Below are 13,622 nucleotides of genomic sequence, written 5' to 3' on the forward strand. Positions count from 1 at the left end.
TCCCCGCACCTTCGGGAGGTGGGACGATGTGACTATGCAGGAGAACACGGGCGGCGGCCCGCATGAGCCAGGCTCGCATCTGCATGCGCACACAGCGTTGACAACCGGGCAGATGCGCACGGTCGGACAGCGCCGCCGCGACGCGGAGGAAAAACTGGAACAACACCTGGAGGAAGCCCGGCACAAGGTCCATCCGGACGACGGGGATCCTCAGCAGGACATCACAGCTGACAGCTGACCAATAGGGCTGGCTGATAGGGCTGGCCACGTAGAAGGACGACGGCGGGACGCACCCGCCGTCGTCCTTCTTTGTTTCTGTAGTGGCGGGGTGCGCCAACGAAAGCTAAAGGCGCAACACTCGATCGATTGGTGCAACAGCAGCTAGCGCTTGACCTTCCGTTCGTAGCGCCGCGCAACGGCGGAACCGTCCGGCGTACTTCTTCGCTTGTTCTCATCCATGGGAAAAATAACCGTTGACTGTGCTGCGCATCACTCGTACTGTTGAGTGCAACGGAGTTGCTATAAAAGCAACTCACCGACATTGGTGGATTACATGAATCACGAAACACCTTCTCCCGCCCTTGTGGGAGGCCCGGGCGTGGAAAAGCATGGCACCCATGACAAGACCCACGCCGGCCGCACGACGATGAGCGGCCACACTCCAGTCCCCGCCGGCAATGGTGCCGACAGGGACACGCGCCGCAGGGTGATCGCGGCGAGCTTCATCGGCAACTTCGTGGAATGGTTCGATTACGCCGTCTACGGCTACCTGGCCGTCACGATTGCCACCGTCTTCTTTCCGGAGTCCGACCCGCAGACCGGCCTCCTGCTCACGTTTGCCCTCTTTGCCATTTCGTTCCTGGTGCGCCCGCTCGGCGGATTCATCTGGGGGCACATCGGTGACAAGGTGGGGCGGCGGACGGCACTCTCGCTTTCAATCCTCATCATGTCCGCAGCGACGTTCTGCATCGCCCTCATCCCGGGCTACGACACCATCGGCATCTGGGCCCCCATCCTGCTCCTGATGATCAGGGTGGTGCAGGGCTTCTCCGCCTCAGGAGAGTACGCGGGAGCATCCGCGTTCCTGGTGGAGTATGCACCCGCCAACCGGCGGGGCCTGTACGCCGCCGTCGTCCCGGCGAGCACCGCCGCCGGCCTGCTCCTCGGCTCCCTGATGGCCGCCCTGCTGACAGGCCTGCTCAGTGCAGACGCGCTGCACAGCTGGGGCTGGCGCCTGCCGTTCCTTCTGGCTGCGCCCATGGGCCTGATCGGCAGGTACATCCGCACAAAGCTCGAAGACACCCCGGTGTTCCGCGAACTGGAAGCGGAGGACCACGCGGACAAGGCACCGGTCTCCAGCCTCTTCCGGAACCACTGGCGGCAACTGCTCCAGGCCGTGGGGGCCGTGCTGCTCAACGCCGTCGGCTTCTACGTGATCCTCAGCTACATGCCCACGTACCTCTCCTCTGAGCTTGGCCTGGGCGAAACAGAGTCCTTCCTGGCCACAACTGTCGCCTTGGCCACCTATATCGGCTTCATCTTCCTGACCGGCATGCTCTCGGACCGGTACGGCCGGAAGAAGGTGCTGATCGCCGCATCCGTGACCTTCATCCTGCTGACCGTGCCCGCGTTCGCACTCCTGGGCACCGGGAACTTCCTGGTCATCGTCCTGGTCCAGATCCTTCTGGGCGCCATGCTGGCCCTCAATGACGGCACGCTGCCCAGCTTCCTTGCGGAAATGTTCCCCACAAGGGTCCGCTACAGCGGCTTCGCCGTGAGCTTCAACCTCTCCAACGCTCTGTTTGGCGGCACCGCACCATTTGTGGCCACCCTGCTCATCGGAATCACAGCCAACGACTTGGCGCCGGCCTGGTACCTCGCGCTTGCCGCCCTGGTTTCCCTCGTGGCCGTGTCCCTCTCCAGGGAGACCGGCAAGGCACCCCTGCGCCATGAATAGCCTCGACTTCCTTCCTCAAGAACCGCACTAACCGAAAGGCATTACCCAATGACCAGCACCATCGAAACCGCCTCCTCCGTCGCCGAACTCGAGCGGCTGAAAGTCCTGCACAACGGGCAGAAGGAGAAGCTGACGTTCTCCGACGCCGAGTTCGAGCGCCGCCTTGGCGGCCTGCGGCAGATCATGGCCGCAAAGGACCTGGACGCGGTCATCCTGACCAGCTACCACGGCATCAAGTACTACTCCGACTTCCTCTACACAACCTTTGGCCGCAACTACGCACTGGTCGTCACCGCCGACGACTCGGTCACCGTCACCGCCAACATCGACGCCGGAATGCCGTGGCGCACCTCCTACGGCGAGAACATCGTCTACACCGACTGGCGCCGCGACAACTTCTACTTCGGCCTGCAGGAGGCACTGCGCCAGCGCGGCGTGAAGGCATCCCGGCTCGGCGTCGAGGACGACTTCCTGCCCGGCCTGACCCGCGAAAAGATCGCCGCCGCCTTCCCCGGCGCCCAGCTCCTGGACGTCTCCCAGGACGCCATGCGCCAGCGTATGATCAAGTCCGCCGAAGAGATCGAAGTCATCAAGCACGGCGCCCGCATCGGTGACCTCGGCGGCGAGGCCATCCGCGCCGCGATCCGCGAGGGCATCACCGAATACGAAGTGGCCCTGGCCGGCACCGAAGCCATGGTGCACGAGATCGCCCGGACCTTCCCGCACCGCGAAGTCCGCGACACCTGGGTCTGGTTCCAGTCCGGCATCAACACCGACGGCGCCCACAACTGGGCCACCACCCGCAAACTGCAGCAGGGCGACATCCTCTCGCTCAACTGCTTCCCCATGACCTCCGGCTACTACACCGCCCTGGAACGCACCCTCTTCCTGGGCCAGCCGGACGAGCGCTCCCTGGAACTGTGGAACATCAACGTCGAGGTCCACAAGCGCGGCCTGGAACTCATCAAGCCCGGCGCCGTCTGCAAGGACATCGCCGCCGAACTGAACGAGATCTACATCAGCCACGGACTGCTGGCCAACCGCACCTTCGGTTACGGGCACTCCTTCGGCGTCCTCAGCCACTACTACGGCCGCGAAGCCGGACTGGAGCTCCGCGAGGACATCGACACTGTCCTGGAACCGGGCATGGTGGTCTCCATGGAACCGATGATCACCGTCGCCGACGGCCAGCCCGGCGCCGGCGGCTACCGTGAGCACGACATCCTGGTCATCGGCGAGGACTCGGTGGAGAACATCACCAAGTTCCCGTTCGGCCCGGAACACAACATCATCGGCGCATAGGCGCCACCCGGGCAGGAAGCGGCGCCGCGTTTCGCGTGGCGCCGCTTTCGGCGTCTGTGCCGAAGATAAGGAAAGATGATGGCTACCATGACTCCACCAGCAGCAAAAGACACCACCGGCGCAGCCGTGAACGACGCCGCCAACGGCACCGGCGCGAACGGCACCGGAGCGAACGGTGCGCCGGACGCGAAAGGCGCGTCCGTCGTCGTCAACGCGATTGCCGTCCTGCGCACCTTCACCGCGGAGGAACCCCTGCTGGGAGTCACGGAGATCGCCGGCCGGGTGGGTATGCACAAGAGCAGTGTGTCCCGCATCCTGGCCACGCTCGAGCAGGAAGACCTGGTGGAACGCGACCCGGAAACGCGCCGTTTCCGCCTGGGCCTTGGCCTGATCGCCGTCGCCGGGCCGCTGCTGGCTGAAATGGACGAACGCCGAGTTGCCTACCCCGTCCTGCGCCAGCTCACCGAACAGACCGGCGAAACCAGCGCCCTCATGCTGTGGCGCACCAACGAGGCCATCTGCGTCGAGCAGATCGCCAGCCCCCAGCAGATCAAACACACCACACCCCTGGGCGCCCGCTACCGCGACGCCGTCAGCGCCTCGGTGCAGGTCTTCCTGGCTGCCCAGCCCGCTGAGCGCGCCCGGGAACTGCTGCGCAGCGGATCCATCAGCTACCCCGGCCTGGACCAGGCCGGCCTGGAAGCGTACGAAGCCAGGCTGCGGGACGTGGCCTGCCGCGGGTGGGCCGAAAACTACGGCGAATCGTCACTGGACGAGGTGGGCGTCGCCGCCCCCGTTCTGGACCACCGCGGCGACGTTGCCGCCGTCGTGCTCATCTCCGCCCCGCGCTTCCGCGTGTCCCGCGAACAACTGAAGGTCCTGGGCGAGGCGTGCCTGGCGGCCGCCGCGCAGGTCACCATTCGCCTCGGCGGACGCCCCGCCAAGTAAGTACCCTGCACGCAGGGGAGGGCCGGAAGAGGTCCAAGGACCTATGGACAGCTGCCCGGCCCGGGGGTCCATATTGCCGGCCACTGACTGCCTGCACACTTGGGCCCACGAAAATTCCCAGGTTCCAACCCATCCACTATCCGGCTGCAGCCGAATAGCCATTGAGACGCCGGACGCGGCCAGGTCTCGAAGAACCTGCGCAGGATGCCCAACTACTCAAGGAGAACCCAAATGCAGACCACCAAGCGCACAACCTTCACCGTGGCAGGCGTTGCAGCGGCCGCCCTGCTCAGCCTGACTGCCTGCGGCGGGTCGGGCAGCACCTCCGGATCCACCGCATCTTCGGAGCCGATGGCATCAGCTCCCAGCTCCAGCATGGCGTCGCCGTCAGCCAGCCCGTCAGCCGACACCATGGACCCGGCCGCAAACCTTGTTGGCCCCGGCTGTGCCGGCTACGCCGAACAGGTCCCCACCGGCGCGGGCTCAGTTGAAGGTATGGCCCTGGATCCCGTAGCTGTCGCAGCGTCGAACAACCCCATCCTGACCACGCTTACCGCCGCCGTGTCCGGCCAGCTCAACCCCAAGGTCAACCTCGTCGATACCCTCAACGGCAGTGAATTCACCGTCTTCGCACCCGTGGACGACGCCTTCAAAAAGATCGACCCGGCAACGATCGAAACCCTCAAGACCGACGATGCCCTGCTCAGCAAGATCCTGACCTACCACGTGGTACCCGGTCAGATCACTCCGGACCAGATCGCCGGCACCCACGCCACCGTGCAGGGCGGATCCGTCACTGTCACCGGCAGCGGCGACAACCTCAAGGTCGACGACGCCAACGTGATCTGCGGCGGGGTCAAGACCAAGAACGCAACCGTCTACCTGGTCGACTCCGTCCTCATGCCCAAGTAGCCGATAACCGGACCAAGGCAATCCAGGGTCTGGGCACGGTACAGTACCGAGCCCAGGCCCGGGCTTTTTAAGGATCACCATGACAAAGCTCGGAAACCGGACTGCAGGGCCCCGCCCCTTGGCCGCATTGGCCGGCGTGGTCTCAGCCGCCGTCGTTCTTGCCGTTGCAGAGCTGATTGGAGCGTTCTTCACCCCCAGGGCAACTCCGTTGTTCGCCCTGGGGTCCACCTTCATCGACTTCACGCCCCCATGGCTGAAGGACTTCGCCATCGCCACCTTCGGCACCAACGACAAGGCTGCCCTGTTCGTTGGCATGGGCCTCACCATCGCGATCCTTGCCTGCGTCCTTGGCGTGGTCGCCTACCGGAAGTGGGTGCTGGGCGTCCTGGGCGTCCTGTTCATGGGCGCCGTGATCGTTGCCTGCGTCGTCACCCGTTCCGGCGTAAGCGGCGTGGACGCCATCCCTTCCGCCGCAGGAACCATCGCCGGGCTTGCGGTCCTGCACCGGCTGATGAAACCGCTGTGGGGGATGAAGGCGCAGCCGGCGGCGACTGGGCGCCGTGAATTCTTTACTGCCGCCGGCATCACCGCGGTGGCCGCCGGTATCGCCGCCAGCGGCGGGCGGCTGCTGAGTGTGGCGCGCAACGATGTGGCGCAGGCACGCCAGGCCCTCCGCCTTCCGTCACCGGCAAAGCCTGCGGCCGCAGTGCCCGCAGGCGTCCAGTCCGTCGTGCCCGGAGTTACCCCGTGGCTGACGCCCAACAACGAGTTCTACCGGATCGATACGGCCTTGAGCGTCCCGGAAATCAACGCCGACGACTGGGAACTTCGGGTCCACGGGCTGGTGGAGCAGGAAGTGGTACTTACGTTCCAGGACCTGCTCGACGCCGACCTGATTGAGTCGCATGTCACGCTGACGTGCGTTTCCAACCCGGTAGGCGGCAACCTTGCCGGGAACGCCAAATGGCTGGGCCTCCCCATCCGGGACGTCCTCGCCCGTGCCAAACCGAAAGACGGCGCGGACATGGTCCTGTCCACCTCGATCGACGGCTTCAGCGCCTCCACCCCGCTTGAAGTCCTGCAGGACGGCCGCGACGCCATGCTTGCCATCGGCATGAACGGGGAGCCGCTCCCACTGGAGCACGGCTACCCGGTCCGGATGCTGGTTCCCGGGCTCTACGGGTTCGTCTCCGCCACCAAATGGGTGGTGGACCTGGAAGTCACCCGCTTTGCCGACAAAAAGGCGTATTGGACCGACCGCGGCTGGTCCGAGCGTGGTCCCATCAAAACCATGGCACGGGTGGAGGTGCCCAGGTCGTTCGCGAAAGTACCCGCCGGGAAGGTCGCCGTGGGCGGAACGGCATGGGCCCAGACACGCGGCATCACCAAAGTGGAGATCCAGATCGACAACGGTGAGTGGAATGAAGCCACCCTTTCCACCGAGGCTTCCACCATCACCTGGCGGCAATGGTCCTACGAATGGGACGCCACCCCCGGACCGCACTACATCAAGGTCCGGGCTACCGACGGCACGGGGCAGGTCCAGACGGAGCAGCGCGCCGATCCCGTGCCCGATGGAGCTTCCGGCTGGCAGTCGGTGATGGTCACGGTGGAGTAGTACGGCCCCCTAGGGCAGGCCGGCCATCCGCACTGCGAGGTGCAGGGCGGCCAGCCGGCCGGTGCCCCGCGGGTCGCCGCCGCAGAGGTCGAAAATCCGCTGCAGCCTGTGGTGCATCGACTGCCGCTCCAGATGGAGTTCCCGTGCCGACTGGGCCGTGTTGCACCCGGAATCCAGCCACACCGTCAGGGTTTCCAGCAGCTGGGACTGCCGCTGCTCGTCATGCTCCAGCACCGCACGCAGTTGATGGTTTACAAACGCCTCCCGCACGGAGGCGTCAATACCAGACAGCGCGAGGCTCTCCACCGCGGTGTCCTCCGCATCAAGGACCACCAGGCCATGGTCGGGATGCCTGCGCCGTGCGGATGCGTTGCGACGCCGGATCTGGCGCACGTCGAGGGCGCGGCGCGCCTGCGCCAGGGACCACACGGAGTCCGCCACCCCGGCGGCCAGCGGCCCGACGGCGATGGTGGCGTCGTCGTCGCCTTCCAGCCCGCGCAGGGACTCCAGGAGCTTCCGCCGCTCACTGACGGTTCCGGCGGCGGGCAGCCCGATCATCACGACCAGCTCCGCGTTGTCCAGGTAGGCGGCGCTGGGAATGCGGCGGGAGTTCAGGAACGTTTCGACGGCGCCGCGCAGCTTTTGCGGCGACGCGGCGTGGATTGCCGCCACCACGGCGGGGGAGTCGGCAGGGATGCCGGCACCCGGCGCGAGCTGCTCAAGCCGCCACGCCGGTGCCGCGGTGAGCACCGCGCGCATCAGTTCCGCCCCGGCCAGGGCATGCAGGCCCGGGGGCGTGTGCTGCAGCAGCGCCAGGCCAAGGATGTCGACGGCGCGTTCCCCGGCCACGTGCGCCAGCCCCGCGTCTGCGCCCTCCTTCAGGTGCACTTCCAGCCGTGCCATCAGGACGCCGCGGACTGGGATGTCCACGCTGATGACCGTTGCGCCGGCAGCCCCGGCAGTGCCCGCCGCTTCGCCCGGTCCGGAGCCGCCGTCGCCGTCCGTGCCGGTTGAAGAGAGGCCGTCCGCAACCGCGCTGCCGTCCGGCGCCGCGCTCCCCAGGGCAACTCCCCAGGGGGAGGTGAGCGCGACCGCGGCGCCGGTGATGCCGGCGAGCACCCCAAGGATCTTGTCCAGCGAGGCGCCGTGCGCCAGTTCGGCGGCCATGGCCCGCGTGGCGTTGTCCGCCTGCTGCAGGTGGCCCACCGACTCGCTGACCAGAATGGAGTTGATGGCCTGCATGACCCCGACGAACGGCACCACCCGCCGGAGCTCCACCACCGGCAGGCCGTACTTCTCGGCCTTGGCGAGCAGGTCGGCCGGGATCTCCGGCAGGACACCCCCGGTCTCGATGGCCAGCGCCGCAATGCCGCGCTGCGCCAGGGCGCGGACATACTCCTCCCGCTTCTCGGGGGTGGCGGAGGCCAGCGTGATGCCGCCGCAGAGCAGCAGCTCACCGCCACGGAGCAGGGGAGCGATGTCCAGCACTTCACTGGAGTGGACCCAGCGCACCGGCTGCGAATCCGTGTCCACACCCAAGGGATGGACAATGGGATCGGCCGCGGCAAGGGCGGGGTGGGCGAGTATTTCGCCGAGGAACACTGACATGACATTCCGTACGGTCGTAGCGCAATCTGTTAGACGGATAGTATCTTGTTCCTTGTGATGGGGGCCACATAGCCTTTTGAGTACAAATCCACCTCACGGAGGCCCCCATGCAAGACAAGCTTTCTCCAGCAGCGCAACGGCGCGCCGCTGATGCGAACCACAACAGCGCCCCTGCAAGTGCGGACGACCACGAAGCCTGGCTCCAGCCCATCCCAGAATCCGCCCGCACCCGCAAGGTGTCCGGCCAGTTCTGGATCTGGGCAGGTGCCAACCTGGCGCCCATCAACTGGGTGCTCGGGGCACTCGGCATCCACCTGGGCCTGGGCTTCGCGGACACCGTTACAGTCCTGGTCCTGGGCAACCTGATCGGCATGCTGCTCTTCGGCTGCTTCGTCCTCCTCGGCCAGAAAACCGGCGCCACCGGCATGGTCCTGGCCCGGGCAGCGTTCGGCCGGCGCGGCAACTACCTCCCCGCCGCCATCCAGGCGCTGCTGGTCATCGGCTGGTGCGCCGTCAACACCTGGATCATCCTGGACCTGGTGATGGCGCTCTTCGGAACCCTCGGCTGGGTGGACCCGGAAGCGCACAACTACGGTTGGAAGATCGGCGTCGCCACCGGCATCATGGCCGCGCAGGTAGCCATCGCCTGGTTCGGCTACAAGGCCATCGCCGCATTCGAAAAGTGGACCGTACCGCCCACCATCATCATCCTGGCCGTCATGTCCGCCGTCGCCTGGTTCGGCATGGAGATCGACTGGGGCTACGCCGGTCCCGCCGGAGCCATCCTGGAAGGTTCGGAGCGGATCGCCGCCATGAGCGCCGTGATGACGGCCATCGGCATCGGCTGGGGCATCACCTGGTTCACGTACGCGGCCGACTATTCCCGCTTCGTCAGCACCTCGGTCCCCAAGAAGAAGGTCTACCTGGCCTCGGTCCTGGGCCAGTTCATCCCGGTGGTGTGGCTCGGCATCCTCGGCGCCAGCCTCGCCACGAACAGCGGTGAAGTGGACCCCGGCAAGCTCATCGTCCAGAACTTCGGCGTCCTCGCCCTGCCGGTGCTGCTCATGGTCCTGCACGGCCCCATCGCCACCAACATCCTGAACATCTACACCTTTTCCGTCGCCACCCAGGCGCTGGACATCACCATCAACCGCCGCAAGCTCAACCTGTTCGTCGGCGTCTTCTCGCTCGCCGCCGTCGTCTTCTTCATCTTCCAGGAAGACTTCGCCGCCGTCCTCGACGCCTGGCTGATCGGCCTGGTGGCCTGGGTGGCCGCCTGGGGCGGGGTCATGCTGGTGCACTACTTCTGGCTGGAGAAGCGCTGGCCCGGTGACCCGCAGCGTTTGTTCGACGGCGTCGGCACCTCCCGGCTCCCCGGTGTCAACTGGGCGGGCGTCACCTCCCTCCTGGCCGGCATCTTCGCCACCTGGCTGTTCATGTACGGCCTGATCCCCGTCATGCAGGGCCCCATCGCCGTGGCCTTGGGCGGCTGGGACCTGTCCTGGCTGGCAGGCGGCCTGACCAGCGCCGGCGTGTACGCCATCCTCGGCCCCCGGGCCCACACCAAGTACGTCACGGGAAAGAACGCCGAGGCTGAGCCCGCAGCCGAAAAGCCCGGCAGCACCGCCGTCATCCCGGTCCTCTGACCTGACCGCCAACCCTCTCCAGGCGGGCGCAGCCTGCGCCCGCCGAAAGGATCCCATCGTGAACCAGCCCGCCATCGCGGACCTCCTGCACCCCATCACCTGGCCCGAAGGCTGCAGGGCCGCCGCGTCCTTCACCTTCGACGTCGACGCCGAATCCTGCACCATCGCCCACGACCCCACCAGCACGCGGCGGATGTCGCTGATGACCCACCAGTCCTACGGACCCAAGGTCGCAGTGCCCCGGCTCCTGAAAATCCTGGAACGCCAGGACATCCGGGCCACGTTCTTCATCCCGGGCTTTACGGCCGAATCGTACCCGGACATTGTGCGGCAGATCGTGGACGGCGGGCACGAGGTGGCGCACCACGGCTACCTGCACGAGCCGATGCAGGGCATCGACGCCGTCACGGAGGCAAGCTACCTCGACCGCGGCCTGGAAGCCCTGGCCAAGGTCGCCGGGGTCCGGCCCGTCGGGTACCGGGCACCCTGGTGGGAGCTGAACTGGCACTCACCCGGCCTCCTGGCCGACCGCGGCTTCCTCTACGATTCGAGCCTGCTCGACGGCGACGCCCCCTACCGCTTCGCCGTCGCCGCCGACGACCCGCGTGACATCGTGGAAATCCCGGTGGACTGGACCCTGGACGACTGGGAGCAGTACGCCTTCTACCCGGGCGTGACCGGCAGCGGCGTCATCGAATCCCCGGCCAAGGTGCTGGAAATGTGGACGCTCGAAGCGCAGGCTCACCACTCCCAAGGCAGCTGCTTCGTCCTGACCAACCACCCGTTCATCTCCGGCCGCCCCTCCAAGGCGGTGGCCCTGGAGCAGCTGATCGAGCGGGTAAAGGGCCTAGACGGGATGTGGGTGACCACGATGGAAGAGATCGCCCGGCACACCAAGGCCACCGTGGACGAGGTCCACACCCACGGCCGGATCCAGGTGCCCGCGTTCCCGGGCGCCGGCGCCCGGTTCGAGCCCGCGAAGGTGCGCGAAGGCGTCCTGAAGTAGGCCTGGCCAGCGGAAACGGACGACGGCGGGAGGCTCCCGCCGTCGTCCGTTTAACCCTGCTCCGGTACCCTGTTGAGATGATCCGCGGAATGGCCGACTACGGCGCGGAAGGCATCCTCCTCGCCGGCGCGGGGCGGGCCCTCCTGCTGCAGCTCGCCGACCCCGCCGTGGGCCGGGGCGTGGACGAGCACAGCACGTTCGTGGGCCGCCCGGTTAACAGGCTCAAAGGCACGCTGACGTACGTGTACGCGGTGGTCTACGGCAACGACGAACAGCTCAACGCCGTCCGGCGCAAGGTGAACCGCGCCCACGTTCCCGTCCGCCGGCAGGACACCGAAGCCTCGCCCGGTTACAACGCCTTCGACCCCGGGCTGCAGCTGTGGGTTGTGGCAACGCTGTACGACACTGCCGTCACCATCATCGAAAAGATCTACGGGCCGCTGGACGACGAGTCCGCCGATGCGATGTACCAGGATTACGCCCGGATCGGCACCGTCCTGCAGCTCCGGCCGGGCATGTGGCCCGAGGACCGCGCAGCCTTCAAACGCTACTGGGACGGGCGCTACACCACCCTGCGCGCGGAGGCCGCCGGCGTTCGCGTGGCCCACGGCCTGCTCTACCCCAAGCACACCGCACTCTGGTACCGCGCCATCATCCCGCCCGCACGCTTCCTCACCGCAGGGCTCCTGCCGGAGCAGCTGCGGCAGGACTTCGGGCTGCCGTGGAATCCGCGCCGGCAGCGCCGCTTCGACCGCACCTTCCGAGTCCTGGCCGTCGCCTACCCCAGACTGCCGCGGAACATCCGGCACTGGTTCAAGGACTACTGCCTGGCCGAGCTGGACAAGGAGATCCGCAAGGAAATCCAGAAAGGGCCGGACCAGCGTCAGGGAGCCGTGCGTAGCGCGCTGCCCTGACCGGGCAAAAAGGAAGCGGACGACGGCGGGAGGTCCCGGCGTCGTCCGCTTTCCTTTCCTGCGTCAGTGGTTTTCGGTCGGCTTGTGCCCGGCGGCTGCGGCTCGGGCGTCGCCCTCTTCGTGGCCGCCCTTCTTCTTGCCGAACGGCAGGACCTTCATGACCGGTCCGATGACCGCCATGACGATGAGGCCCCAGATGATTCCGACGACGGCGGAGCAGAGGGTGTTCACCAGCCAGGCCAGGAAGCCGCCCACGACGGCGATGTCCACGAAGGGATGCTCGAGCGCATGGACGAGGTCGTACGGTCCATGCCAGCCGAGGTCGTAGGCGCCCTGCAGCATGATGTGCCCGCCCACCCACAACATCGCGATGGTTCCGATGAGGGTGATCGCGCCAAGGACGGCCGGCATGCCGCGGACGAGCAGCCCGCCCAGGCGCTTGGAGCGGGCGGAGTCCTTGGCGGCAAGGTGCACGCCGATGTCGTCCATCTTGACGATCAGGCCCACGGCGCCGTACACGGCCACTGTGATCAGGATTGCCACCACCACGAGGATGAGGGCGCGGACCCAGATGTTTTCGGTGGCCACCTCGTTCATCGAGATGACCATGATCTCGCAGGACAGGATGAAGTCGGTGGTGATGGCGCCCTTGACCACCTTGGACTCCGCCTGGGGGCCCCGTTCCACGGCGGGAGTATCTTCCTCCGCGGTGTGGTGCCCGCGGAGTTTGTGCCAGACCTTTTCGGCGCCCTCGTAGCAGAGGTACGTGCCGCCGAGCATAAGGATGAACGGGATGGTCCAGGGGGCGAACGCGCTGATGAGCAGCAGCGCCGGGAGGATAATCAGGAGCTTGTTCCGCAGCGAACCCCAGAAGATCTTCTTGATCATGGGCAGTTCGCGGGACGGGTCCGCGCCGGACACGTACTGCGGCGTCACTGCGGCGTCGTCAATCACCACGCCCGCGGCCTTGGCGCTCGCCTTCGCGGCGCCGGCGGCGACGTCGTCCACCGAGGCGGCCGCGATGCGGGCCAGGGCGGCGACGTCGTCCAGGAGGGCAACCAGGCCGCCGCTCACAGCCCGCCCCCGCGACGGTTGGGAGCGGTCTGCTGGCCGCGGATGGTCCGGTCAAAGTTCATGATCGACATGATTGGAGTATATGGCGGCGGGGAGGGGCTTAGTCGTCGTAGGTGTTGGCGATGTAGACGTCGCAGGGGGCGTTGTGCGCCACGCTGTTGGCCACGCTGCCCAGCAGCCGGCCGATGCCGCGCATCCGGCGGTTGCCCACCACGATCAGCCGGGCATCCAGGCGGATGGCTTCCTTGATCAGGGAATCGGCGGGCTTGCCGCGCGCGGCGAAGTGCGTGACCTGCACGCCCGGCTTCGACGCCGCCAGGGACTGGGCCACATGCTCGGCGCTGTCTCCGCTGTAGACCGTCACCCTGTCCGACCCCACACCGAATGTTTCGGCGTTCTCCGACTCGAAGGCCGTCACCACGTGCAGTGACGCTCCCAGCGACTCTGCCAGGCCAAGTGCCACTTCCGCAGCTTTCCGTGCAGATGCGCTGGCATCCACGCCTACAACTACTACTCCACTCATGGGGGCTCCTTCGCTTGGGGTGCTGACGGTCCACTTGCCAGTCTAGGGAAGATTCGGGCCGGCGTCCGGAAGCGCCGGTTTCTTAAACAGAAAGCGGACGACGGCGGGTGGGTC

The 13,622-nt window shown here is 66.7% G+C and carries 12 protein-coding genes; 9 read left to right on the top strand and 3 right to left on the bottom strand.

Translation table 11 applies throughout. From position 1 onward, the window contains the following. The first annotated feature begins 34 nt into the window (after nucleotides 1-34). The 6 genes from ACYQ1Z_RS03575 to ACYQ1Z_RS03600 all read left to right on the top strand — a co-directional run bounded on the left by ACYQ1Z_RS03575 (nucleotide 35) and on the right by ACYQ1Z_RS03600 (nucleotide 6,737). Complete coding sequence (locus ACYQ1Z_RS03575; protein ID WP_459791125.1) at nucleotides 35-238, top strand: hypothetical protein; 204 nt, start codon at nucleotides 35-37, stop codon at nucleotides 236-238. 408 nt (nucleotides 239-646) lie between these two features. Then, the gene (locus ACYQ1Z_RS03580) at nucleotides 647-1,957 is read left to right on the top strand and encodes an MFS transporter (RefSeq protein WP_459791229.1); all 1,311 of its coding nucleotides are present in this window, start codon (nucleotides 647-649) and stop codon (nucleotides 1,955-1,957) included. A 48-nt stretch (nucleotides 1,958-2,005) separates the two neighbouring features. Beyond that, nucleotides 2,006-3,259 carry a M24 family metallopeptidase gene (locus tag ACYQ1Z_RS03585; protein WP_459791126.1) on the top strand — a complete coding sequence of 418 codons (1,254 nt, stop codon included), beginning with the start codon at nucleotides 2,006-2,008 and terminating at the stop codon, nucleotides 3,257-3,259. Between the two features lie 75 nt (nucleotides 3,260-3,334). Further along, complete coding sequence (locus ACYQ1Z_RS03590; protein ID WP_459791127.1) at nucleotides 3,335-4,207, top strand: IclR family transcriptional regulator; 873 nt, start codon at nucleotides 3,335-3,337, stop codon at nucleotides 4,205-4,207. Between the two features lie 231 nt (nucleotides 4,208-4,438). Further along, nucleotides 4,439-5,119: a fasciclin domain-containing protein gene (locus ACYQ1Z_RS03595; RefSeq protein ID WP_459791128.1), complete on the top strand. Its 681-nt coding sequence runs from the start codon at nucleotides 4,439-4,441 to the stop codon at nucleotides 5,117-5,119. Nucleotides 5,120-5,198: 79 nt separating this feature from the next. Beyond that, on the top strand, nucleotides 5,199-6,737 hold the full coding sequence (locus ACYQ1Z_RS03600) for a molybdopterin-dependent oxidoreductase (protein ID WP_459791129.1): 1,539 nt from the start codon (nucleotides 5,199-5,201) through the stop codon (nucleotides 6,735-6,737). 9 nt (nucleotides 6,738-6,746) lie between these two features. Here ACYQ1Z_RS03600 and ACYQ1Z_RS03605 read toward each other — a convergent pair whose 3' ends face one another. Then, complete coding sequence (locus ACYQ1Z_RS03605; protein ID WP_459791130.1) at nucleotides 6,747-8,345, bottom strand: PucR family transcriptional regulator; 1,599 nt, start codon at nucleotides 8,343-8,345, stop codon at nucleotides 6,747-6,749. Nucleotides 8,346-8,452: 107 nt separating this feature from the next. Here ACYQ1Z_RS03605 and ACYQ1Z_RS03610 point away from each other — a divergent pair, with 107 nt between their 5' ends. The 3 genes from ACYQ1Z_RS03610 to ACYQ1Z_RS03620 all read left to right on the top strand — a co-directional run bounded on the left by ACYQ1Z_RS03610 (nucleotide 8,453) and on the right by ACYQ1Z_RS03620 (nucleotide 11,911). Further along, complete coding sequence (locus ACYQ1Z_RS03610; protein ID WP_459791131.1) at nucleotides 8,453-9,991, top strand: purine-cytosine permease family protein; 1,539 nt, start codon at nucleotides 8,453-8,455, stop codon at nucleotides 9,989-9,991. 58 nt (nucleotides 9,992-10,049) lie between these two features. Continuing rightward, nucleotides 10,050-10,997 (top strand): polysaccharide deacetylase family protein, encoded by a 948-nt coding sequence (locus tag ACYQ1Z_RS03615; protein WP_459791132.1) that lies wholly within the window; start codon nucleotides 10,050-10,052, stop codon nucleotides 10,995-10,997. A gap of 77 nt (nucleotides 10,998-11,074) precedes the next feature. Next, nucleotides 11,075-11,911, top strand: a complete 837-nt coding sequence (locus ACYQ1Z_RS03620; protein WP_459791133.1) for an oxygenase MpaB family protein — start codon at nucleotides 11,075-11,077, stop codon at nucleotides 11,909-11,911. Between the two features lie 63 nt (nucleotides 11,912-11,974). On the opposite strand, the gene ACYQ1Z_RS03625 is transcribed toward ACYQ1Z_RS03620, so the two are convergent. Both ACYQ1Z_RS03625 and ACYQ1Z_RS03630 read right to left on the bottom strand, forming a co-directional pair. Further along, nucleotides 11,975-12,985: a DUF808 domain-containing protein gene (locus ACYQ1Z_RS03625; protein WP_459791134.1), complete on the bottom strand. Its 1,011-nt coding sequence runs from the start codon at nucleotides 12,983-12,985 to the stop codon at nucleotides 11,975-11,977. Nucleotides 12,986-13,085: 100 nt separating this feature from the next. Beyond that, a complete protein-coding gene (locus ACYQ1Z_RS03630; protein ID WP_459791135.1) occupies nucleotides 13,086-13,508 on the bottom strand; it encodes a universal stress protein in 423 nt (140 codons plus the stop codon). Between the last annotated feature and the right edge of the window lie 114 nt (nucleotides 13,509-13,622).

The sequence above is a fragment of the Arthrobacter sp. AD-310 genome, assembly GCF_054656615.1.